21 protein-coding genes are annotated in these 22,879 nt (G+C 31.2%); 5 read left to right on the top strand and 16 right to left on the bottom strand.

Features of this window, described 5'->3' with window-relative positions:
* Window positions 1-112 precede the first annotated feature (112 nt).
* The 14 genes from LACAL_RS12455 to LACAL_RS12390 form a co-directional block, all read right to left on the bottom strand.
* Window positions 113-994 carry an AraC family transcriptional regulator gene (locus LACAL_RS12455; protein WP_013871108.1) on the bottom strand — a complete coding sequence of 294 codons (882 nt, stop codon included), beginning with the start codon at window positions 992-994 and terminating at the stop codon, window positions 113-115.
* The gene (locus LACAL_RS12450) at window positions 994-2,886 is read right to left on the bottom strand and encodes a monovalent cation:proton antiporter-2 (CPA2) family protein (protein WP_013871107.1); all 1,893 of its coding nucleotides are present in this window, start codon (window positions 2,884-2,886) and stop codon (window positions 994-996) included. The genes LACAL_RS12455 and LACAL_RS12450 overlap by 1 nt, the downstream gene beginning before the upstream one ends.
* Window positions 2,887-2,890: 4 nt before the next feature.
* Window positions 2,891-3,487, bottom strand: coding sequence for an NAD(P)H-dependent oxidoreductase (locus LACAL_RS12445; RefSeq protein ID WP_013871106.1), 597 nt, complete (start codon window positions 3,485-3,487; stop codon window positions 2,891-2,893).
* Window positions 3,488-3,508: 21 nt separating this feature from the next.
* Window positions 3,509-4,129: a MarC family protein gene (locus tag LACAL_RS12440; protein ID WP_013871105.1), complete on the bottom strand. Its 621-nt coding sequence runs from the start codon at window positions 4,127-4,129 to the stop codon at window positions 3,509-3,511.
* Between the two features lie 86 nt (window positions 4,130-4,215).
* Window positions 4,216-5,007, bottom strand: coding sequence for an SDR family NAD(P)-dependent oxidoreductase (locus LACAL_RS12435; RefSeq protein ID WP_013871104.1), 792 nt, complete (start codon window positions 5,005-5,007; stop codon window positions 4,216-4,218).
* Window positions 5,008-5,141: 134 nt separating this feature from the next.
* Window positions 5,142-6,104 carry a 2OG-Fe(II) oxygenase gene (locus LACAL_RS12430; RefSeq protein WP_013871103.1) on the bottom strand — a complete coding sequence of 321 codons (963 nt, stop codon included), beginning with the start codon at window positions 6,102-6,104 and terminating at the stop codon, window positions 5,142-5,144.
* 204 nt (window positions 6,105-6,308) lie between these two features.
* Window positions 6,309-7,292, bottom strand: a complete 984-nt coding sequence (locus tag LACAL_RS12425) for a zinc-dependent alcohol dehydrogenase family protein (RefSeq protein ID WP_013871102.1) — start codon at window positions 7,290-7,292, stop codon at window positions 6,309-6,311.
* 38 nt (window positions 7,293-7,330) lie between these two features.
* Entirely contained in the window at window positions 7,331-8,176 is an 846-nt protein-coding gene (locus LACAL_RS12420; RefSeq protein WP_013871101.1) for an enoyl-CoA hydratase/isomerase family protein, read from the bottom strand.
* Window positions 8,177-8,310: 134 nt separating this feature from the next.
* Complete coding sequence (locus LACAL_RS12415) at window positions 8,311-9,174, bottom strand: AraC family transcriptional regulator (protein ID WP_013871100.1); 864 nt, start codon at window positions 9,172-9,174, stop codon at window positions 8,311-8,313.
* 111 nt (window positions 9,175-9,285) lie between these two features.
* Window positions 9,286-10,392, bottom strand: a complete 1,107-nt coding sequence (locus LACAL_RS12410) for an L-dopachrome tautomerase-related protein (protein ID WP_041301528.1) — start codon at window positions 10,390-10,392, stop codon at window positions 9,286-9,288.
* A 1-nt stretch (window position 10,393) separates the two neighbouring features.
* Complete coding sequence (locus LACAL_RS12405) at window positions 10,394-11,227, bottom strand: DUF4437 domain-containing protein (protein ID WP_013871098.1); 834 nt, start codon at window positions 11,225-11,227, stop codon at window positions 10,394-10,396.
* Window positions 11,228-11,261: 34 nt separating this feature from the next.
* A complete protein-coding gene (locus LACAL_RS12400) occupies window positions 11,262-11,735 on the bottom strand; it encodes a cupin domain-containing protein (RefSeq protein ID WP_013871097.1) in 474 nt (157 codons plus the stop codon).
* 20 nt (window positions 11,736-11,755) lie between these two features.
* The gene (locus tag LACAL_RS12395) at window positions 11,756-12,763 is read right to left on the bottom strand and encodes a zinc-binding alcohol dehydrogenase family protein (RefSeq protein ID WP_013871096.1); all 1,008 of its coding nucleotides are present in this window, start codon (window positions 12,761-12,763) and stop codon (window positions 11,756-11,758) included.
* A 26-nt stretch (window positions 12,764-12,789) separates the two neighbouring features.
* Window positions 12,790-13,464: an NAD(P)H-dependent oxidoreductase gene (locus tag LACAL_RS12390; protein ID WP_013871095.1), complete on the bottom strand. Its 675-nt coding sequence runs from the start codon at window positions 13,462-13,464 to the stop codon at window positions 12,790-12,792.
* A gap of 246 nt (window positions 13,465-13,710) precedes the next feature.
* Between LACAL_RS12390 and LACAL_RS12385 the strand changes: the two genes are divergently transcribed.
* Window positions 13,711-14,055 (top strand): helix-turn-helix domain-containing protein, encoded by a 345-nt coding sequence (locus LACAL_RS12385; RefSeq protein WP_013871094.1) that lies wholly within the window; start codon window positions 13,711-13,713, stop codon window positions 14,053-14,055.
* Window position 14,056: 1 nt separating this feature from the next.
* Here LACAL_RS12385 and LACAL_RS12380 read toward each other — a convergent pair whose 3' ends face one another.
* Both LACAL_RS12380 and LACAL_RS12375 read right to left on the bottom strand, forming a co-directional pair.
* Window positions 14,057-14,809: an aspartate/glutamate racemase family protein gene (locus tag LACAL_RS12380; RefSeq protein ID WP_013871093.1), complete on the bottom strand. Its 753-nt coding sequence runs from the start codon at window positions 14,807-14,809 to the stop codon at window positions 14,057-14,059.
* Window positions 14,810-14,915: 106 nt separating this feature from the next.
* A complete protein-coding gene (locus tag LACAL_RS12375; RefSeq protein ID WP_013871092.1) occupies window positions 14,916-16,373 on the bottom strand; it encodes a tail fiber domain-containing protein in 1,458 nt (485 codons plus the stop codon).
* Between the two features lie 468 nt (window positions 16,374-16,841).
* Here LACAL_RS12375 and LACAL_RS12370 point away from each other — a divergent pair, with 468 nt between their 5' ends.
* The 4 genes from LACAL_RS12370 to LACAL_RS12355 all read left to right on the top strand — a co-directional run bounded on the left by LACAL_RS12370 (window position 16,842) and on the right by LACAL_RS12355 (window position 22,873).
* A complete protein-coding gene (locus LACAL_RS12370) occupies window positions 16,842-17,294 on the top strand; it encodes a hypothetical protein (protein ID WP_041302007.1) in 453 nt (150 codons plus the stop codon).
* Between the two features lie 191 nt (window positions 17,295-17,485).
* Window positions 17,486-18,787: a hypothetical protein gene (locus LACAL_RS12365; protein ID WP_013871090.1), complete on the top strand. Its 1,302-nt coding sequence runs from the start codon at window positions 17,486-17,488 to the stop codon at window positions 18,785-18,787.
* Between the two features lie 89 nt (window positions 18,788-18,876).
* A complete protein-coding gene (locus LACAL_RS12360; RefSeq protein ID WP_013871089.1) occupies window positions 18,877-20,340 on the top strand; it encodes a gliding motility-associated C-terminal domain-containing protein in 1,464 nt (487 codons plus the stop codon).
* A gap of 1 nt (window position 20,341) precedes the next feature.
* Window positions 20,342-22,873 (top strand): PorP/SprF family type IX secretion system membrane protein, encoded by a 2,532-nt coding sequence (locus tag LACAL_RS12355; RefSeq protein WP_013871088.1) that lies wholly within the window; start codon window positions 20,342-20,344, stop codon window positions 22,871-22,873.
* Window positions 22,874-22,879 lie beyond the last annotated feature (6 nt).

Here is a 22,879-nt window from a genome sequence, read left to right as displayed (position 1 = left end):
TATTTTTTAAATGTTACTTGTTTACAAGTATTTATGTAAACAAATTTAAGTTTTAACAAAATTACTATAGAGATAAATATGAGTGCAAAAATGGTAAATATCGAACCTAAACTTACAAATAGTTCTTTTTGAAGTTGTTTGGCGTAAAACCTGTATGTTTTTTGAAGTATTTTACAAAGTTTGTGGGTTCTTGAAAACCTAAATCATACGCAAGTTCTGAACTTTTAATATCTGAATTTATAAGCAATCTTTTGGCTTCAAGTATAATAAAACTATCTATATATTGCTTTGCTGTTATAGAAAGAATGTCTTTACAGATAGTGTTTAAATGTTTGTAAGTAATATGAAGTTTTTCAGCATAAAAATCTGCATTTCTACTGGCTTTAAAATGAAGCTCTAGAAGTGCTTTAAAATCTAAAAAGATATTAACTTGTTTAGATTGCTTTAAATGAAAAGGCTGGAATTGCTTTAAGCCTTCTAACTTGGAGAAAATGATAGAATATAATGATTTATAGGTGTTTTGCTGATTTAAATCTTCTGTATGATTGTTATACTCCTCATAAAACAAATCAAAATAACGTGTAATATTAGAATATTGTGGCACTTGAATACTTGGTGAAAATAAGTGCGTATTAAACAACCTTAAATATTCATTTTTTGGTAAATTATTTATCTGTTTTTTTAAATAAGCTTCCGTAAATAATAAAATATAACCCTTTAATTTTTTAGTAAATTGAAAGGCATTTATTTGCCCTTTAGACAGATGGATAATGGTATTTTCCTTTACAGGATGCCATACAAAATCTACCAATTGTTTGCTTTCTCCCTGCGTGTAAAAAACAATCATGTGAAAAGCAACCTGATGTGCTTTTTCTGGATTATGGTCTATAATTTCGGTTTTACGAGAGGCAAGACCTTCAATGGTCAAAATTTCAATACCACTATTTTTTGGTTTTTTAGAATCGAAAACAATTTGCGGTACTTTTTTTTGCATTACATTTTTGTATTAGATTTTTCTAAAGCTTTTCTAATATGGTCACTATCCCAATGATTGTCAAAGTCTACAATACCTCTTTTAAAGTCTGCATCTAATAATTCTTCTTGTTCTTTAAGCTCTTTTCTGGCTTTAAATATATATTCCTCATCGCGTTTTGGTGCTTTTGCTAAGCGCCTTAAACTTGTTTCGTCATACTTAATAAAGTTTTTCACTTGTCGCTTTAAAGTATATTTTCTAAAACCTAATTTATGTAAAACATCACTAGCTAATGCCAATGAAGTATCCAAAGATTCACGATAAAAATTTTCATGACCAAGATTTAATAACTCGTAAGCATCTTCTCTGTTTTTAGTTCTAATCATGAGCTCGATGTGTGGATATTTTTCATTTACAATTTTAGTAATTGCCTTAGTTACACTTAATCTATTAGTAGCAATAATTACTATTTTTGCTTCAGCAATACCTGCAGACTCTAATAAATCTAGACGTGTAGCATCTCCATAATACACTTCAAATCCCATTTTCCGAAGAAAATCTACTCGGTTTGAATCTTGATCTAAAATAGTAGCTTCTACGCCATGCGATCTTAAAAAACGACCTACCGTACTTCCAAAATTACCAAAACCAACCAAAATTATTTTTTGCGATTTTGCAATATGATCCATTGGACGTTTAATAGACTCTTTAGTTCCAACTTTAGGCAGAATAAAACGCTCGTTTACAATACTAATTATTGGTGTTAAAGCCATACTTAAAGCTGTAATTACCAACAGCATATCCATTTCCTCTTGTTCTAAAATATTTAAACCGAAAGCAAAAGACAACAATACAAAAGCAAATTCTCCAACTTGTGATAAGCTAAAAGTTAATAGCAGTTTTTGGTCTAATTTTAAATTAAATACACGACCGGTAACAAATAAAACTACCGCTTTTAATATAATTATAGCAATTAAAACACCACCAATAGTAAGCGGACTTTTGGCAATAACTATAAAGTTTATTGAAGCGCCAACTGCCATAAAAAACAAACCTAATAGTAAGTTTTTAAAAGGTTCTAGAGTGCTTTCTAATTCGTGTTTAAACTCACTGTTAGATAATACTACACCACCTAAAAAAGCACCTAAAGCTGGACTTATACCTACCAATTCCATAATAAATGAAATACCAAAAACAATTAAAAACGCTGCAGCAATAAGTAATTCTCTTACATCTGTTTTTGCAACTTTTCTTAGCATTGGTACAATGACATAACGCCCTAAAGCAATAATTACTACAACCGATAGTATAATAGCTATTGTTTGAAGTCCTAAAGGTAAACTTTCAATTAGACTAACAGACTCAGCATGTCCATTGGTTTCTGTTTCTGTATTAGAATTAGATAATAATGGCATTATACCAATCATAAAAATCACTATAATATCCTGAAACAATAAAATGGAAAATGCCGAAGTTCCAAAAGTAGTTTCCATCAAACCTTTTTCTTTTATGGTTTGCATAGCAATTGCTGTAGATGATAATGCTACAGCCATAGAAATCACTAAAGCGACTTCCCAATCGTAACCTAAAAAAGTAAATAACAAATAGGATAACAACATGGTTCCTCCTACTTGAATGCCTCCCATACCAAGTATGGTTTTCCGCATGTTCCAGAAATTTTTAGGTTCAATTTCTAATCCAATAAGAAACAGCATCATGACGACTCCAAATTCTGCAAAATGCAATATATCTTCGCCTTCTTCTCCAATAAAACCTAAAACATAAGGCCCAATTAATACACCTGCTAATAAGTAACCAATAACCGAACTTAAACCTAATCGCTTTGCTATAGAGACACAAATAATGGCTCCAAGCAAAAACATGATAGCTTCAAAAAGTAAACTTCCTGTCATATAATTAAGAGTTTTTAAGTTGTGGTATATCGTTAATAAAAGATTTTTTCTCAAAATCGTTTATTGCTAAATTGTTTTGAAGCAAATCGATTAATTTTCCATAATTAATTTTATAATCGTTTAATTTTTCATCGGAAAGATTATGTGTTCCCATAACTGCAAATGGTGGATAATAAATCATTCCACATAAATTAGCAGTTTGCTCAAAAGGTCTTAAAAATTGTTTTACAGTAAAGCTATTATATCCGGCTGAACAGTAAACTTCTTTAGAACCTCCAGTTGTTATGGCATTTAAACATGTTTTATTTTGAAGTGCATTACCTTCTGGACCATAAGCCCAATTAAACTCTAAAACCATATCAATCCATTGTTTCATTAATGGCGGACAACTATACCAATAAAAAGGATGATGCCATATAATTATATCATGTGATTCTAATAATTTTTGCTCTCTAGGAACGTCGATATGAAAATCTGGATACTCTTCGTATAAATCATGAACAGTCACATTTTCTTTATCATTAATATGATTAATTAAAGATAAATTAGCTCTGGATTTTTCAAGTTTTGGATGCGCAAATAGAATTAGGATTTTTTTCATATTAACAGTAGTAAATTAGGTTTATGTTATAAAATCAAAAGAAAGTTTTATTCCGTTTATAATCATTCCTGTACCAATAATAGCAATAATTAAACCCATGATCTTTCCTATAACAGAAATCACATTTTTCCCTACAATTCTAACAATTAAATCACTTAATCTAAAAGTGAAATACGTTAGTAAACTCATTAAACCAAAAATAAGAATTACAATTATTATATGGACAGTTTCTACATTGGCAACAAAATTCATTGCAGTAACAATGGTTCCTGGACCTGCCAAAATAGGAATTGCTAAAGGTGAAACCGCAATATTCTCATCAACATGAACATGTTTAAGGCTTTTTACGTTAGAACGTTTTGATTGTAACATATCAAAGCCAATAAAAAATATTAGTATTCCTCCTGTAATTTTAAATGCCGGAATACTAATATTAAATAACTCGAAAATATATTTTCCTAATAATACAAAAACTGCAACAATAACAAATGCTATAATATTTGATCGCCTGTTAATGTCATGCTTTGTTTTTTTGTCTGCACCTTGCGTTAAAGATAAAAAAACCGTCATATTAGAAATCGGATTTGTTATCGCAAAAAAGGCAGTAAAAACTGCTATTGAGAAAGTTATTAGGTTATCCATTAATTTAAAATTTAATTTAGCAAGAACTTGAATATCTTTTTAACTAAAAAATTAATTTTCTATAATTTAACAATTAAATTTAACTTTTAAACCAAACTACTTGTAATCTCTAATAATGTTTGAATTTTAGCCTCATCATAAGCATCTGGATGTGCATTACTAAAGCCACCTTTATCATTATCAAAATACTTGCCTGACTCATTTTTATTTGCTTCAGACATGGCCAAATCATAAAGAATATCTACACCTTTTTCTGCCGGAGACCAATGTTGTCCGTAAGCTTCTTTAGCCATTTTGGTATTTAATAAAGAACCTGGATTTACAGCTATAGTCGTAATATTTGGATGTTGTTTTGCAAAATAAAAACTCCACATGGTTAATGCCAATTTACTTTGTGCATAAGCATCACTTGCGTTAATAGAAACAACTCCTGTTAAAATACCTTTTTTAACGGTAGATTGTGCTGCAGAACTTAAATTAACAATTCTTGTATTTGTACCTTTTTCTAAAACAGGTACAATAGACTCCGTTAAAATATAAGGTGCTATATAATTAACAGACATTCTAATATCTAATCCGTCTTTTGTTTTTTCCGAAGATGTTTTAAAAACTCCTGCATTGTTAATTAAAATATCTAAACTTGATACTTCATTTTTAATTTGTGCTGCCATTTGTTTTACAGCATTTAAATCTGAAAAATCGGCAACAAATCCTTTTATATTTTCGTTGTTTGAAGCATTTTTAATTTCGGCAATAACGCTGTCTACTTTAGCTTTGCTTCTTCCATGAACATATACTTCATGGCCTTCTTTGGCTAGTTTAAGAGCAGTAAGTTTTCCTATACCGTCTGTACTTCCTGTGATTAATATGGTTTTCATTTTTGTTGTGTTTTATTGAAATGTCAATTAGAGAGAAGTTCTTGATACTATTTTTCTTCAGAAATTCTTCTGAAGAAAAATCACTTGAACTGACATTTTACTTTTATTGCAATGTATTCTATTTTTTATTCTTTTTAAAACGGTGCAGCTGTATCTTTTGGTCCATCTGGTAAGCTCCAACGTTGGCGCGCTGTAACGCTTTCTAATGCAACATCTTTGATTGTGTTACTACTGATATTTCCGTAGCTACTAGTACTACCACGAGGAATTTGCATTTGATCTCCGTATAACCAAACTACCAAGTTACTACGTTGTCCACTAGTAATTGGATGTGTAGCATGTGGCACATTACCTCTGTGAAGGATTGCTTTTCCTGGTTCAAAAATGGTTTGCACTGTTTTTCCGGAAGCTTTATCATAGAAATCAACTTCAGATCCTGTAAATACTTCATTAGGTAAGTTAATATTAATATTTAAAGTCGCTGCTGAAGCATCTGTGTGTGCATGTAAATCTTTATCCTTATCTGGATTATATTGAATTGAAAAACCAAACGTTTGGTTATCGTAACCATAAGTACCAAGCAATAAACGGGCAATTGGACGCATATAACGATCCATCATGTCGTTATAAAAGGCTTGGAAACTTGGTGCAGCTAAATGACCTTCAGAACGCTCATCTAACATCATTCCATAACGATTTAATTGAATACCATAAGGTGCACGTTTTGGGATTTCAGAATTTACTGCATCTTCTAAATACTTACGGAATTCCGCTAAACGTTCAAGATCAAAAAATTGTGCTACATAAACGCCTGGAATAATTTCTTCCCATAAATCGGCAACAGCATTTTCTTTTTCTGGGTTTTCCCAAGCGTCATTTATTGCTTTTCGCAATTTTGGATCAAGTAGTGTTTCATCAGGAATTAGTAAATTGTCTTTGTTTTCCATTTCCCATGTTGCCCATGCTTCTTCCAGTAATTTTCTGTTGCTATTCCAAAAATGAGATACAGAAGGTTCACGTTTTAATGAAGCTTCGCGAGTTGGTTGTGTAAGTGCACGTGCTTGTTCTAGTGCATTTGTATTTGTTATTGTTTTCATGATTTATATATTTTAATTAATAACTACTGTTATTGTAATTGTTTTAAGCAAAATTAAGGCTAAACGATAGATGGTGTTTGGTAGTAAAAATGGTAGTTTTAGTAAAAAACAAGGTTTGCAGTATGTAAATGAAAAATGCCCCTAAAAAAGAGGCATTCTAACTACTAATCAACTTAAAAGGATTTATAAAAAATCCATTTATTTTTAATGCTCTACCACTATTTTTCCAATAGCTTTTCCGCTTGCTAAATGTGCATAAGCATCTCCAACTTGTTCTAATGAAAATTGATTTTCATCTACAATTGGTGTTAAATGTCCTTCGTTTGAAATTTTAGCTAATGTTTCTAAAATGTTTCCGTGTTTATTTCTATTAAAATTATGCAACATTGGGATTAACATAAATACTACGTGCAAGGATGCACCTTTAAAATGTAATGGCGTTAAGTCTAATTCACATAATGAAACTGTAGTAGAAATATGTCCATTTAAAGCAACTGATTCAATAGAATTGGTAAGATTTGCACCACCAACCGTATCAAAAACCACATCAAAACCACCATTGGTATATTTTGCGGTATAATCTGCTACTTTTTCCGTTTTAAAATCTATAAAGGTTGCTTCAAATTTTTCTACAATAGCTTTTTGATTATCGCCTGTACCTGTAGCAAAAACTTCAGCACCAAAATATTTAGCCAATTGTACAGCTAAGTGTCCAACGCCTCCAGAACCACCATGTACCAATACTTTTTGTCCTGCTTTTACTCCTGCTCTTGTTAAACCTTCGTAAGCAGTAATTGCTACTAATGGTAAAGCTGCAGTTTCTCGCATGGTTAAATCTTTTGGCTTATGCGCCATTAAATTACTATCTGCAACAATATATTCGGTTAAAGTTCCTGGTAAATCTGCAAGTCCGCCAGCACAACCATAGACTTCATCTCCAACAGCATAACCTGTTACTCCTTCTCCAACAGCTTCAACAGTTCCTGAAAAATCCATACCTAACAACGCTGGAGCAGCTGGTGATAATGGTAAATCTGATCCCATATTTTTAATCATAGTATCAATAGTATTTACGCTTGATGCTGCTATTTTTACTAATACGTGATTCGCTTTTACTTCTGGTTTTGCTATTTCTGAAACTTCGAAATTTCCATTTTCTCCGTATTCTTTAATTAACATTGCTTTCATTTCTATCTTCTTTTTTAATTTATAATTATTGTTTTTTATTAATTTACTGCTTGAATATCCATTACCATTTGCTCCCAATTTTTTTGATTGTTATGGTCAAATTGAGCACCATTATCATCTGCATATTGAAAACGTTTTACTGCAGGTGTTTTACTGGTTGCTTGAAACAATTGGTACGCTTCTTCTTTTAAAGCGTCTTTTATTGATAAGTCTATAGACGCATAAACTGCGCGTTTGCTAGCTGCAATAGAATCTGCAGGAAATTTTGAAATACGTTCTGCCAAAGCATTCACATAAGGACCAATTTCATCTGCATTTAAAGCTTTGTTTATGGTTCCGAATTTTTCAGCTTCGTCTGCATCCCAATCTCTAGCACCTAAAATAATTTCTAATGCTTTTCCTAAACCTGCTTGTCTAGCCATACGTGATGCGCCACCACCACAAGGTAAAATGCCCATACCTACTTCCATTTGCATGAATTTGGCTTTTCCTCTGGCTGCAAAACGCATATCTAAAGCTAATGCCATTTCGTGTCCGCCACCACGAGCAAAACCTTCAATTTTTGCTATAGTTGCTTGTGGTACATTGCTTAATCTTTCTAAAACAGCTTGTAAGTCTAATAGCTGAATTTCATTTCTTGGAACAGCTTCTGTAGATAAATCTTTTAATAAATCGGTATCATAATGGCAAACCCAATATCCTGGATTAGACGATTCAAAAACTACAACTTTTACACTTCTATCGCGTTCCAATCGTAAGCAAAGACTGCTTAAATCTGCTAGCATTTCTTGTCCCTGTACGTTTACTGGTCCGAAGTTAATGCCAACGGTTAATATTGCTCCTTTTTGTGTTGCGGTAAATGTTTGAAAGTTCTTGTAGTTCATGATGTCATGTTTTAAATTATTGTGTGTGTATTAATTACACTGCAAATTTAAAATAGACACCAAGCTTTTATTTGGTAGAAAACAAAGTGGTATTAGTAAAAAAAGAGGTTTCTTGTAAAAAACTAAGCTAAAAACTAGGCTAAACTCGCTTTAAAAGCACTTAAACTTGTGCCTTTATAGGCTTGAAAGGTTTTGTTTAAATGACTAGAATCTGTAAAACTGAGTTCTGCAGCAATTTCAGAATATTGCAAATCGGTATACTTCAACCTTGTTTCTACTAATTTTAATTTATAATTAATGATGTATTTTTTTAACGACACATCGGTATGTTTTTTAAAATATTCGCTGATGTAATTATCTGCCATATGAAATTCTTCAGCTAAACTTTTGGTAGATAATACTTCGGAATTATAAATATTAGAATGAATATAATTGATGATTTGTTGAATTTTTGAAGACTTTACTTCCTTTACCGAATCTGAAGTATTTATGAACTGAATATTTCTGGCAATTAAATGAAGGATTACAGACAATGAATTTTCAATAATAAAAATATCGAAAGATTGTTTGTTTAAATATTCGGTAGCCACCATATTAATTAAGGATACTAAATGTGATCTGTCTGCATCGGTTTCAAATTGCATTTCACGAAGTTCGTGACTTTCGCTATTTAGAATTTCTTCAATTTTACGAAACCAATCGTTTACTGGAAGATTGGAGTTTTGCGAACTTGTTTTTCTAAAAAAACTCTTTAAAAACTTTATAGCTACTGTAGTTGTAGCCGATTCTGCATTAACGATATAAATATCATCTGGAATAAAAACAAACACACTATTTGGTGTGTAATTTACCGTTTTACCATTAATTTTTATGGTTCCTGTACCTTTTTCAAAATAAAGAATTTCGAAAAAACGAATAGTAGTGTATTTACAAAACTCAAAAAATGTTTGGTCTTTGTATTGCGCAATGACGATATTTTCGATAATAGTTCTTGGCATGTAAATCTTTTTTTAAAGGTACTAAATATTTAAAATAGAAGAAGCCACAACATGGTGACTTCTTCTTGCTATTAATCAATAATTAGGGATTCAACTATTAATCAACTAAAATTATCTGAATGAAACACCGTCAACAACAGGCTTAAATCTAAAAATGTAAAATGGTTTTGTGGATTGATCTTTACCATTGTTAAAAACAGCACCTTTATTTACCTGTGCTGCTGACACATACATGTAACCATCTACATGATTATAGCTTACACCATCTGGCCAAACCATATTTTCATCAGCAATCATTGTTTTTACACTTTTATCTTTGGCCAAAACAACAGCAACACTGTTGCTTTCTAAAGCAGTTAAATAAATGTTTCCATCTTTATCTATAGACATTCCTCCATTATTTGGTTTGTTAGAATAGGTTTCTATTTTAGAATCTAAATCTTCATCTGTATACGCTTCGTTAACTAAATCAAGCGTTTTAATTCGGTAGATTTTAGTTCCGTTTAACGGACCGTAATAAATATATTCAAAATCTTTATCAGCTGTAATTCCGTCGTTACCAACCAATAAATCTTTTCCGTTAACAGCTAAATGTTTGCCTTTAATTACTGTTGGTGTGTTTTCTGGTTTAGTTGTTCGTGTACCTTCTAAAACACGACGTGCTTTACCCGTTTTCATATCTACAATTATAAACGCAGCTTGACTTCCATCTCCTCCATTTCCTATGCCTTCATCTGCAATTATAAAGTAGCCATGTTTGGTATCGACTACCATATCATTAGGTTGCGCAATTTTTGGAACCGATGATTTTGGTAAATAATAAATACGTTCTAAAGCATTCGTTTTTGTATTCCAACCTACAATTTTTGGCGTTACATTATTACGCTGTGCCATATCTATCATCCAAATAATGCCGTTTTCATCATTACGAATACCTAAGACATTACTTAAATAATTATCGTCGGTGTCTCGTGGTGTGTTCCATTCTAAATTTGGAAAAGGTGTAGTTGTGTTTGTCTTTTTGTCAAACTTTACTACTCTAATTTCTGGTCCAAAAAATGGATGATGGCTATAAACCAATTCGCCATCATTGGTGAAAGCAATATTACCTACTGCTTGGTCTACGGTTGCATACGTTTCTACTTCCGTTAAAGTATTTTGTGCTTGTGTTGTCATAACCGAAGTGATTAAACTTAGTAGTAAACTTATCTTTTTCATTTTACTTGACTTCAAAATTACCGTTACTTCTAATATAAAGAACCGTTTCTTTTTCTGCTGAAATTATGGAAGTTGCATTTTCTTCTGCTCCAAAATAAGATGGTGCGTTTAATTCCTTTTTATCTTCTTTTTTAGAAAACTGGTGTGAAATTCCTCCAGAAATAACTACAGCTCTAAAATTTGGACTTAAATTTTTAATTTTTCCTTTAAAACCAGCTGGTAATTTTATTAAAGAAGCACGTAATTGATTATTTTCGTGGCTTCCCCATAAAAAAGCAGTTTCTACATTACTTTTTTCTGAAACCCATTCTATATCATTAGCGTTTAACCATACTAAATTGGTTTTATCTACATTAATTGGTCGTTCACCATTATCAAAAGCTTCGTCTGTTGGTTGTACTAAATATGGTCCTTCCTGTATGTCTAAAAAAGCCATGTTTTCTTCACCATCTGCTGCAGTAATATGTGCTTCTCCTGCTGGTTGCTGCCAATAAGATCCAGCTGGTAGCCATTGTTTTTCGGCTTGTTCGTCATCATTATGCAATAAACCTTTAATGACCACACCACGATACGTAATGTTGTGAATGTGTGCTGGCGAAGAAAATCCTTTATTGAATTTTACTAAAAAACCTGCTGGTTCGTTTTTGGTTCTGTCTCCCCAAAGTTTTCCTGCAGCTGGACTTTTATCGCCTCGTAACGGATTTAACCAGCCCCATTCTACAGTATCTACAGTTACTACTTCGTTTATAGACTTAATATTGTCTGTTGTTGGTGTTTGCGCGGTTGCAAAAATACCTGCTATTAGTGCTAATGCGATTAAAATATTTTTTTTCATGATGTTTGATTTTCAGTTTTAATACTGATTAATTTTATTTTTTCGTTTTCTTTAAATACTCTGGTAATTCTTTAGACAACCAATCCTGGCGAACAGGAACGTGCACATCTAAATCTACGGTTTCTTCTAAAGCCCAAAACTCATGTGGTACATTTTCAGGAAAAACAATGACTTCTCCTGCTCCAACTTCTACAAATGTTTCTTTTCCATCTATAATGGTTTTTATTTTAACCTTACCAGACATTATGTAAGTAATTTGTTCGTTTGGATGTTTATGCCAAGGAATATGCGCATCTTTTTCTAAATTAAAAATAGTCATTTGTCCTTTTTCACCATGAAACCATTTGCGTTTTATGCCTTTTCCGATGGTTTCCGATGCCATATCATCAAAATTAAAATGTTGCACTTTTGATGTGGCTACAGAATCTATAGTTGTTACTTGTGCATCAACTGTATTACTAATTATAGAAATAATTATAGTTAATGCTGCTGTTAGTATGTTTTTCATTTTTATAAAATTTACTAAATCTAAAATCCTTCTAAAACAATTTTCCCTTTAGCTTTTTCTGTCTCTAAGAAAGCATGTGCTTTACGAAGATTTTTAGCATTTATGGTTCCGAAATTTTCACCTAAAGTAGTTTTAATTGTTCCGTTGTCAATTAATTCTGAAGCTTTGTTCAAAATATGGTGTTGCTCTATCATATCTTCCGTTTGAAACATTGAGCGTGTGAACATTAACTCTATGTGTGTAGAAACTGCTTTTCCTTTAAAAGGCATGACGTTTAACGATTTTGGATCGTCAATAAACCCGAATTTACCTTGAGGTTTAATCAGTTTTACAATTTCATCTACATGATGTTCTGTAGCGTTTAAACTTACTACATACTCTGGAGCAGCCAAGTTGTATTTTTCAAACTCTTCGCTCAATTTATTTCTGTGATTAATCACAGTATCTGCACCCAATTCTTTTAACCAAGCTGTGGTTTCTTTGCGAGAAGCAGTACCAATAATGTTTAATTTTGTCAGCTTTTTAGCTAATTGTACTAAGATAGAACCAACTCCACCAGCAGCACCAATAACTAAAATGGATTTGCTAGCATCATCTTTAGTAACTTGTAGCCTATCGAACAGCATTTCGTAAGCTGTAAGTGTGGTTAACGGTAAAGCAGCAGCTTCAGCATAGGATAGGCTTGAAGGTTTTTTACCAACAATACGCTCGTCTACAATTTGAAATTGTGCATAACTCCCTTGACGTGTAAAATCTCCTGCATACCAAACTTCATCTCCAACATTAAAAAGAGTCACATCTTCTCCAACTTCTTTTACAATACCTGTTGCATCCCAACCAATAACTTTCCAGTTGTCACCTTCTGCTGGCATTCCTGCACGCACTTTGTAATCTGCTGGATTTACAGAAATCGCTTTAATTTCAACAAGAATATCTCTTCCAGTTGCTTTTGGAGTTTCTAATGTTATGTCTTGTAAAGACTTTACGTTCTCAATTGGTAAATTCTCTTTGTATCCTATTGCTTTCATTTTTTTGTGTTTTTAGAAGGAGTTGCTTACTTAAATGTTACAATATCTTCAAAATTACGTCTTGATTTTCCGAATTCTGGATCTGCTTTTCTGTAACCAAAAGCAGCCATAAATGAAATTCCATATTTGTCAGTATCCACTTCGAACTTATCTCTTAACAAAGCTTCAGTTTCTTCAATATGAAAGCCTTCTATAGGACAAGAATCGATTCCGGTTAAAGCAGCAGCTGTCATCATATTACCTAAGGCAATATACGTTTGCTTTGATGACCAATCGAATAATTTTTTATCTGAATCTAAGTTAAAATCACGTTCTTGAAACTCTCTGTAAAATTTAGAATACATTTCTACAACATCTTCTGGCATTTGCTTAACGTCTTTCATCATATGTTCTATGTATTCTGCATTGTGTTTTACCATTGGCGCTTTCATTGCTAAACCTAAAATAAAGTGACTTGCAGTGTCTAGTTTTACTGGTGCTCCCCAAGCTACAGGTTTTAAAAGTTCGCGTAAATCTTTGTCTTGTACCACTATAAAATGCCAAGGTTCAAAACCAAAAGAACTTGGTGATAAATTCGCTGTTTTTAAGATGAAATTGATTTGCTCATCAGTTAATGTTTTGGTAGCATCAAATTCTTTAGTAGCATGTCTGTAGTTAAATGCGTTTAAAATATCTTCTTGTGCAATGTTTGGTGTATTCATTATTATATGTTTTTTTGAGTTGATTATTAATTATACTATAAAAAGTATAGTACAAATGTAATTGTAGTATCTATTTTTCACAATAACGGTCAAAAAGGATAGTATAAAATATTACACTTAAAAAGTTTGTAAACCCAACAAAATCAATACATTCAGCTGAATGTTAAATTTACTATAAAAAGTATAGTTGTATAAATAAGTATAGTATTCTATCTTAGCCAAAGATTTAATACTTAAAAAATAATTATGTATACGTTTAAAGGAAAGGAATATCCATGTTGTGCCAGTTTAACCATGGGAATTATTGGAGGAAAATGGAAAACGGTAATTATGTTTCATTTAATTGATAAAACACTCCGATATAATGAATTAAGAAAAGAAATGCCAACAGTTACAGAGCGTACATTGAGTTTACAATTAAAAACTTTAGAAGAAGATGGTATTGTAAAAAGAAAGGTATACACTTCTAAACCACCTTTAAAGGTAGAATATTCGTTAACCGATTTTGGTAAAACTTTAATTCCTGTAGTGCAATCTATTGCAGATTGGGGCATTTATGCTGTTTCTGAACAAAAGAGCCATATTAAATAGTTTAATTACTTAATTCCATTTTTTTAGATTCCCTAATTAATGCACTAGCCAAAACTGTTGTAGCATCAATTATTAAACTGTCTTCAATCTTTTCGTATTGGATGGCTAATGGAATTTCGGTACATCCTAAAATAACAGCTTGGGCGCCTTTTCTTGATAAATATGTTGCTGCCATACTTAAGTTTTCTTTTGCTTTTTCGTTTACGGGATTTGAAAATGCTTTTATACCGTAAGATGTATCATATATTGATGGATGTACAAATAAATCTTGAATATCTTCTGATGGCTGAATAACTTCAATATTGTATTTAGATAACACTTCGGGATATACTTTTGCTAAAATAGTACCTGTTGTACCTAAAACACCAACTTTTGTAATTTCAGGATGTTTTGTAGAAATATGCAATCCTACTTCTTCTATTAAATTAACCAAAACACAAGATTCTGGTATACTCTTTTCAATTAAACTTAAAATAGGTTTAGCATGAGCTGTATTACAAGGTATACCAATGATTGATGAACCACTAGCAATTAATGAGGCAATAATTTCGGCAATTGCAATTCCAGGATTGGTTTCGGTTTCACCTAACAGATATTTTGTTCTGTCAATAATTTTGTGAGGAACAGATAACATAGACACAGGTAAATGGTCTTGATCTGAAGTTGCTTCGGTTAAATCGTACACCTTTTTAATTAAGTCTATTCCTGCGTAACTGCCTACACCACCAACTATACCAATCATTTTATTAGTCATAATATGCTCTTTATTTATTAAAAAAATAAGAGCTCAAATTAAAGACCTTTAATTGAAAGTGTTTCTTAATATTATTATAATTTTTAAATTAAATTCTTGAAGCTAGTTATTTTTTATTCAATAATAGTTTTTTGATTTCTAGAAGTTCATTTTCAATAGCTTGCTGTTTTAATTTCAAGGTTTTGTTTTCAGCTTTTAGTGTTTCAATTTCATCATTTTGCTGTTGTATAGCTTTAACTATAGGAGAAAACAAATCATTATATCTTACACTTAACATACCTTCACTGTCTTCAGAAACGATACTTTTACTTTTAACACCAGAACTTTGTAAAGCTTGTTTTAATTCTTGAGCAATAAAACCATATTCAATTCTGTTAGTCTTATCATTATTTCTGAAATATGACACAGGACGTAAAGTGTTTATAAAATCTAATCCTAAATTAGAATCTTCAATGGTATTTTTCCAACGTTTATCTGAAGTTACATCCCAAGCCACTTGAACTCCTGCATAAGCAATAAGAGTATTACCTACACGCACTTGATTACTTCCATTACCAAAAGGGACTTTAGCCAAATATCCAATTGCAGTATTATTATGACCCGTTGTAACATTATCTAAAGCATTACTACCGACTGCTGTATTATTATAACCAGATGTATTAGAATATAATGCATTAGTACCAATAGCAGTATTATAATCGCCACTAGTATTAAAAGTTAAAGATTCTGAGCCATTTGCAGTATTGTGTGTTCCTGTAGTATTATCGAACAATGCAAAAAGCCCACTAGCAGTATTATTAGTTCCGGTTGTATTTTTTGTAAGCGACTGCATACCTATTGCGGTATTATTTCCTCCTGTAGTATTTTGATTTAAAGTTAAAGAACCAACTCCTATATTTCCAGAGCCAGAAGTATTATTAACTAAGGAGCTTGATCCAATTGCTGTATTTGAACTCGCTGTATTTGCAAGAAGTGTATTAAATCCTACTGCAGTATTACTCGTCCCATTTTGGTTATCTCTTAAGGCATTTTGCCCTATGGCTGTATTTTCTCTTCCTGAATTATTAGAAGACATTGCGTTAACTCCAAAGCTAGCATTGTCTGTTCCTGTGCTACTAAGCGGTAAGCTATTTACTCCAAAAGCAGTGTTGTTTTCTTTTAAAAAACCGGCCTGAATATTGTTTCTTTTAAAAACTAAATCTTGATTATCACTTGTACCTATAAAGTTAATAGCATCATCTGTATTAGTATTTCCTAAAATACTCCACGAATTATTTTCTCTATTTGAAGTAGCTATTCTCGACCAATCTAAACCATTCCAAAAATAATATCCAGGAGTTACATCATCAATTGATGCTGTATTATATATAAGTAAACTAACTGTTGGCGTTTCAATAGTAGTAACATCTGTTGTAGAAGTTAAACTAATTCTTGGAATTAAAATTCCTTTATTAGAACTTGTTACATCTAAAATTGAAGATTCATCTGGCGCTGTAGTATTTATTCCTACTTGAGCAAAACTAGTGGTTACTAAAAAATAAAGTAATAAGGTTAAGTTTTTCATTTAAATTTTTGATTAGGGCTGGCAAACTTATATTTTTAAAACAAACCTGACAATAGTTATATTTATAAAAGCAGTTACTTTAACATAACTTTAAGTATTAGGATACATTTAATATCATCTTTATATATAAAAGTATTACAGATTGTGTGATTTTTTTGGGGACCATATAATATATTCACATAAAAAACGCACTCAAATATTAAATATAAGGCTATTTTCTTTTACAATTGTATACTGACTGCCAGCACCATAAATCGAGATTTTATAAATTTTAACTTAAAATTTCTTAATTATTCAACAGCTCGCTTTACAACCTATAAATTAGCATTTAATCCAATGAAAATGCACTTTAACCGATAAAAACAACATTTGTTCGATAAAAAAAAGTTAAAAAAAATTGGAAATAGAGTTGTTTTATCCAATAATTTATATAGTTTTGTTGTAATTACATGTGAAAACGACATTACAATGAAAGCAAAAAAAACACTTTTTACCGTTATCTTTTTTATGATTTTGAGTATCGGTTATGCACAAAAAGAAAAGAACCAAATTAGACTTATTACTGGTAAGGTTAGTATTAGTAAATATCATAGTCTTGATGAGTTAAAAAAAATTCCTAAAGGTGATTTACTTATTTTATATACAGAGCGTATTGAGGTTATTGTAAATATTTTACCAAATATTGCTTTTGCAACTAAACCAAACGTTACAATGTCAAGCTTAGGAATACCAGAAACTAAAGAAAACAAAAAAGCGCTGGAAGCAAATGAAAAAGCTTCGGTAGAATATTTTGATAGTACAATTCAGTTTCAAAAATCAATATTACCATATTCAGATTCTAAAGATTTAATTGCTGCAATATTGTTTTATGAAGAAACATTAAAATCTCTACATACCTATAACGATTTTAAAGTTGACTAATAATTTAAATTACTAAAAAAAATAAATAATTGTTTGTAATGATTGGTCTTAAAAAACAAACCTAATGTAAGAAATTACTTTGCTATTAACATAAATATTGTATTTTATCGATATTATTTGTATTTCATACTATTTTTGATTAAAATTGATCTATATATTATCCCCAATAATCTATAACAAAGACTTTAACCATGACTAAAAAAACCCATTTATTCGCCCTACTTCTGTTTATTATATGCAGTTCACTTTTTGCACAACAAGAAAAAGGAATTACCGGTTATGAAAACTGGTTAAAATCCTGGACAGAATTTAGACCTAATAAAGTAGATTATAATAAACCTACTAAAATATTAACAGGTAATATAGTAAACGACACAAAATTAAATAAAAGTGATACTTACTTATTATTAGGAGATGTATTTGTAACAGACAGTACAACTTTAACAATAGAACCCGGAACTGTTATATTAGGAGACTTTGATACTAAAGGATCCTTAACTATTTCTAATGGATCTAAAATTATTGCAAATGGAAAAGTTACAGATCCTATTGTATTTACATCAAATAGAAGTGTTAAAAAACCTGGAGATTGGGGTGGATTAATAATTCTTGGAGATGCACAAACTAATCTTACAAACAATAATTCTAAAATTGCTTATGGTTTAGAAACTACAGATGCTAAACACATTAGCTATGGTGGTGAAAATTTAGATAGTAATTCTGGTGTATTAAATTATGTAAGAATTGAGTATGCAGGAAAAAGAACTAAAGAGCATGGTTACTTAAGTGCATTAACATTAGCCGGTGTTGGTAGAGAAACCAAACTTAATAATGTAATGGTTAGCTATTGTCAAGGTAGCTCGTATAAAATATTAGGCGGGTCATTAACACTAGATAAATTTGTTTCATATAAATCAAGTAAAAACGATTATGTTATTAATTATGGATCAGAGTGCAACCTAATTAACTCATTAGCAATTAAATCGCCATATGTTTCTGGCTCAGGTCCATCTAGAAGTTTATATGTTTTAAATCATGATGATAAAATAAATGTAGACCTTACAAAATGTCAAACTACTGTTAATGCAGAGAATCTAACTTTATTAAATATAAGTAAAGATTTAGACTACGACATTAAAGTAGGTTTAGTAAACGAAGCTATTTATATAGGAGAAACTGCAACATTTAAAATAGACAGAAGTGTAATATCTGGCTTTAATCCTGCTGTAATACTAGATAAAAAAATAAAAATAAACAGCAACAACTTAGAGAAAATAGTTTTTTCTAGCACTTACTTTAATAATTGCAACGGAAACATTTTTGTAAAAGACAAAAGCAATAATGAAGATTTAGAAAATTGGTATGGCAGTAGAGCGTTTAACAACGTGTACTCAAAAGGACCAGACTCTGAAACTTTTATTGATTCAAACAATCAAAAAAACCCAGATTTCAGATTAAGAATAAATCAAATTGTCGCTTCAAGAGACGACTAAACAATCTATTACCCTTAACTAAATAAAACCAAAATATATTTCGCTAAAAAACAACATAATTGCCTATAGGATAGAAAAGTATAAACAAAATGTACATCAAAAAAACAAAATACCATCTATATTGCTTATTATGCTTTTTCATACTTATAGCACAAGAAAAAGCTAACTCACAAATAGTAATTGGAGCTCCTAATTTAGGTTTTTCACAAGCATGTGCGAGCGAAAATTTTAACAACTACTCTACTTCATTTGTATTTTCACCAGAAAATGGGCTAGATTCATCTAATCAATTTTTAATAGAATTATCTAATGAAAACGGCGATTTTTCTAATGCTACAACAATTTATACATCTACTGCAGGAAGTGTAACCACATCTCCAGCAACTTTAAATTTTTCAATACCCACAACAACAGGAGGAGAAAATTATAGAATTAGAATAAAAAGTACTGCACCTGTAGCTACAAGTTCGAGTTCTGCTTCTTTTGCAGCATACTACAAACTTCAAGATGCACCTTTTACTATAAATAATTTAGTATCAACTGGAGCCTATTGTACTGGAGGCAGTTATTTACTATCAATAGATAACCCAGGTACAGGTAACAACAATTCTCCTTTAAATTATCCATCTCTAACATATAGTTGGTATAGAGAAACAAGTCCAACCACATCTGTATTTGTATCTAATGGAGCAACGCTTTCTGTAAATCAAGAAGGAACATATTTTGTAGAAACAGATTATGGCTCATGTACTTCTAATTCATTTTCAAATAGAGTAACCATAAGCGAAGTAACTTCTGGAGAAACTAATGCTGGTATTTCATCTAGTTTAAGCAATCCATTTTGTCCAGATCAAGGTCCAACAGTATTAAGTACAATAAATGGTAATAGTTACCAATGGTTTAAAAATGGTACAAGTATACCAGAGGCAACAAGTCAAATGTACGAAACTACAGAGTCTGGAATATACGCTGTACAAGTAGACTTAGGAGAATGCTCGGTTTCTGGAGAAATAGATTTAATAAGCGAACTTTTTGAAGCCTCAATTAATGTAGAAGAAACCAATACAATTGAAGAAGAACAAACACTAAACGTCATAATAACTGCTACAGCAAACAATCCTCAATTCGAATGGTTTTTAAATAATTCATTAATTCCAGAAGCAACAGGAAACAGTTTTAACGCATCAAACTTTGGAAATTACACGGTAATTATAACCGAAACTGCAGGTTGTGAAGGCTCTAGAGAATTTACATTTGAAATTAACGAAGCTTTCGATCCATTTCCTGATGTAGAAAAAATCCCTAATTTAATTAGTCCTAACGGAGATACAATAAATGATACCTGGACTTTACCTACAAAATATGTAACAGGTACAAATACTCGAGTTTTAATCATGGACAATCGTGGGAAAATAGTTTTTCAAACAAATGACTATTTAAATAATTGGCCAGAAAACGATTTAGAACTAACAAGTGTAAATCAAGTGTTTTATTATATAATAACAACACAGGATAATGAAGTTAAAAAAGGTTCAATAACAATTATAAAATAATATGAAAACTCTACTTCTCGTTTTAGTATTATGTATTTGTTCTATACAACTATTAATTTCTCAAGAAGAAGTTGTAGATGATGGTGTTGTTGCTCTAAATATTCCCATAAGAAACTCACTAACCTTTAATAGATTTACCATAAACCCAACATTTAGTTTTGTTAGAGAACAAAATAAATATATAAGCATATCAAATAAAAGAGAATGGACACAATTTGAAGATGCTCCACTCACCTATTTAGCTAGTTACTCAGGTCGATTTGGAGAAAACATAGGTGCTGGTTTAAGCGTTTTTCAACAAAATTATGGTGTACTAACAACATTTGGAGGTATATTAAATTTTGCTTACAATGCAAGATTAGAAAGAGACAGTAACCTTACATTTGGTTTAAATATTGGTGCATACAAAAGCGGATTAAATGATGGTAAAGTAGTAACTAATTTTAATGATCCTTCGTTAGAAAATATTCCAGAAAACTTTATACTTACCGTAAATCCAGCAATTAATTATGGAACTGGTTTTTTCGATTTTGGAGTATCATTAAACAATATAGTATCATATAATTTTAATTCATCTACACTTATAGAAAACAATCCAGAGCAAGCCATTCAGGGACATATAATGTATACTGGTTATTTGTCATCTCGCGGTTTTTTTGATGAAAGTAAGTTTTCAGGATTAGTAAAATCAGAATTCAGAAAAGACGAAACAATTATTTCTGGAATCGCAATGCTTACAGTTCCAAAAGGAATTTGGGCACAAGTTGGCTATAATACAGTTTATGGAGCTTCTGGCGGACTTGGTATTAATATTTCACCACAAATTGCTATTGAGTACAATTTTGAAAAACCTTTTGGAGATTTAACAGATTTTGGATCATCTCATGAAATCTCTATAGCGTATAGATTTAAAAATACCGAAAGATATGAGTATAGCAGTGGCGATGAAGTAAGTAGTTTAATTTCTGGAAATGATAATAAACGTAGAAGAATTGCAGCTAAAAAGAGAAAAGCTAACAACGCAAAAGTAGCTGCAGAACGAAATGCAAAAGCCGAAGCCGATGCGCAAGCTAAATTACTAGCAGAACAACAAGCACAAGCCGAAGCTGAAGAACAAACTAAATTATTAGCAGAACAACAAGCACAAGCCGAAGCCGATGAACAAGCTAAATTATTAGCAGAACAACAAGCACAAGCCGAAGCCGATGAACAAGCTAAATTATTAGCAGAACAACAAGCACAAGCTGAAGCCGATGCGCAAGCTAAATTATTAGCAGAACAACAAGCACAAGCCGAAGCCGATGCACAAGCTAAATTACTAGCAGAACAACAAGCACAAGCAGAAGCCGATGCGCAAGCTAAATTATTAGCAGAACAACAAGCAAAAGCTGAAGCTGAAGCACAAGCTAAATTACTAGCAGAACAACAAGCTAAAGCCGAAACCGAAGCACAAGCTAAATTACTAGCAGAACAACAAGCAAAAGCTGAAGCTGAAGCACAAGCTAAATTACTAGCAGAACAACAAGCTAAAGCCGAAGCCGAAGCACAAGAGAAATTATTAGCAGAACAACAAGCAAAAGCTGAAGAAAATATAGTTCAACAAGAAGAAACAATACAAAACGAAACCGAAGTTTTAGATGATGCAATCATAAATCCAACAAACGAGTTAGGAAAAGAAATGTTAGCATTAACACAACAAGCCGAAGCATCAAAAACAACTCAAAATCAACTTTTAAAACAGTTTGATGATATTGTAAAAATTAAAGATCAAGATTTAAAAGATTTAAAAGAAGAAAATGATTTAAGCGAACAAGGTCTTGCTGTTAAGCCAAAAGCATTTAAAAGTATTACAGAAGAAAATAATAAGCTAAATAGAATTAAAGCCGAATTAGAAACAATTATAAAAGATCGTAATGAAGAAATTAAAAAATTAAAAGATTTATACGAAGAAAATAAACAATCTAACACGCTAGCATTAGAAAATGTAGACTTATACTATAAAAAAACGATACAACGATTAGAGTTAGAACAAAATAAAGCCATACAAGCTAAAAATCAATTAGATATAGAGCTAAAAGACATTAATATATCTACAGAATATGAACGTAGAAGGAGAATTAAAAGAGCATCATTTGATAATGAAGATGAACGCTACGCACAAGATAGAGCTACATTACAAAAATTAAAAAATAATACTTCAATCACAGAGCAAGAATTTACAGAAGATGATTTTGATTTTGGAGTAAAACAAAGTGATAATATTCAAATTCTTAAAAACATTAATAAAGAAGAAAGTGGATATTATTTAGTAATCGCTGTACATAGTGATGTTAATAAACGTGATGACTTTTTAACTAAAGTAATACAATCTGGAGAAAAAGATGTTAACTTTTTCTACGATGTAAATACCAGTAAATATTATATCTACTCAAAAAAGTATAATAATATTCAAGCCGCTAATAAATCCTTAAACGCTAAGGGAACTAATATATATAACAAACAAATGTCAATCGTGAAAATAGAAAACCAATAATAAATT

The sequence above is a fragment of the Lacinutrix sp. 5H-3-7-4 genome, from assembly GCF_000211855.2.
Classification (GTDB): Bacteria; Bacteroidota; Bacteroidia; order Flavobacteriales; family Flavobacteriaceae; genus Lacinutrix.
Note: the sequence above shows the minus strand (reverse complement) of the source record. Positions and strands in the feature narration are given on the sequence as shown.

Excerpts from the sequence above, each read along its gene's own strand:
- LACAL_RS12400 (WP_013871097.1), bottom strand. The coding sequence starts at position 11,735 with ATGAAAAACATACTAACAGCAGCATTAACTATAATTATTTCTATAATT.
- LACAL_RS12445 (WP_013871106.1), bottom strand. The coding sequence starts at position 3,487 with ATGAAAAAAATCCTAATTCTATTTGCGCATCCAAAACTTGAAAAATCC.
- LACAL_RS12430 (WP_013871103.1), bottom strand. The coding sequence starts at position 6,104 with ATGAAAACAATAACAAATACAAATGCACTAGAACAAGCACGTGCACTT.
- LACAL_RS12415 (WP_013871100.1), bottom strand. The coding sequence starts at position 9,174 with ATGCCAAGAACTATTATCGAAAATATCGTCATTGCGCAATACAAAGAC.
- LACAL_RS12375 (WP_013871092.1), bottom strand. The coding sequence starts at position 16,373 with ATGAAAAACTTAACCTTATTACTTTATTTTTTAGTAACCACTAGTTTT.
- LACAL_RS12410 (WP_041301528.1), bottom strand. The coding sequence starts at position 10,392 with ATGAAAAAGATAAGTTTACTACTAAGTTTAATCACTTCGGTTATGACA.
- LACAL_RS12425 (WP_013871102.1), bottom strand. The coding sequence starts at position 7,292 with ATGAAAGCAATGTTAATTAAAGAATACGGAGAAAATGGAAATTTCGAA.
- LACAL_RS12390 (WP_013871095.1), bottom strand. The coding sequence starts at position 13,464 with ATGAATACACCAAACATTGCACAAGAAGATATTTTAAACGCATTTAAC.
- LACAL_RS12370 (WP_041302007.1), top strand. The coding sequence starts at position 16,842 with ATGAAAGCAAAAAAAACACTTTTTACCGTTATCTTTTTTATGATTTTG.
- LACAL_RS12380 (WP_013871093.1), bottom strand. The coding sequence starts at position 14,809 with ATGACTAATAAAATGATTGGTATAGTTGGTGGTGTAGGCAGTTACGCA.
- LACAL_RS12405 (WP_013871098.1), bottom strand. The coding sequence starts at position 11,227 with ATGAAAAAAAATATTTTAATCGCATTAGCACTAATAGCAGGTATTTTT.
- LACAL_RS12450 (WP_013871107.1), bottom strand. The coding sequence starts at position 2,886 with ATGACAGGAAGTTTACTTTTTGAAGCTATCATGTTTTTGCTTGGAGCC.
- LACAL_RS12395 (WP_013871096.1), bottom strand. The coding sequence starts at position 12,763 with ATGAAAGCAATAGGATACAAAGAGAATTTACCAATTGAGAACGTAAAG.
- LACAL_RS12455 (WP_013871108.1), bottom strand. The coding sequence starts at position 994 with ATGCAAAAAAAAGTACCGCAAATTGTTTTCGATTCTAAAAAACCAAAA.
- LACAL_RS12365 (WP_013871090.1), top strand. The coding sequence starts at position 17,486 with ATGACTAAAAAAACCCATTTATTCGCCCTACTTCTGTTTATTATATGC.
- LACAL_RS12435 (WP_013871104.1), bottom strand. The coding sequence starts at position 5,007 with ATGAAAACCATATTAATCACAGGAAGTACAGACGGTATAGGAAAACTT.
- LACAL_RS12440 (WP_013871105.1), bottom strand. The coding sequence starts at position 4,129 with ATGGATAACCTAATAACTTTCTCAATAGCAGTTTTTACTGCCTTTTTT.
- LACAL_RS12355 (WP_013871088.1), top strand. The coding sequence starts at position 20,342 with ATGAAAACTCTACTTCTCGTTTTAGTATTATGTATTTGTTCTATACAA.
- LACAL_RS12385 (WP_013871094.1), top strand. The coding sequence starts at position 13,711 with ATGTATACGTTTAAAGGAAAGGAATATCCATGTTGTGCCAGTTTAACC.
- LACAL_RS12420 (WP_013871101.1), bottom strand. The coding sequence starts at position 8,176 with ATGAACTACAAGAACTTTCAAACATTTACCGCAACACAAAAAGGAGCA.
- LACAL_RS12360 (WP_013871089.1), top strand. The coding sequence starts at position 18,877 with ATGTACATCAAAAAAACAAAATACCATCTATATTGCTTATTATGCTTT.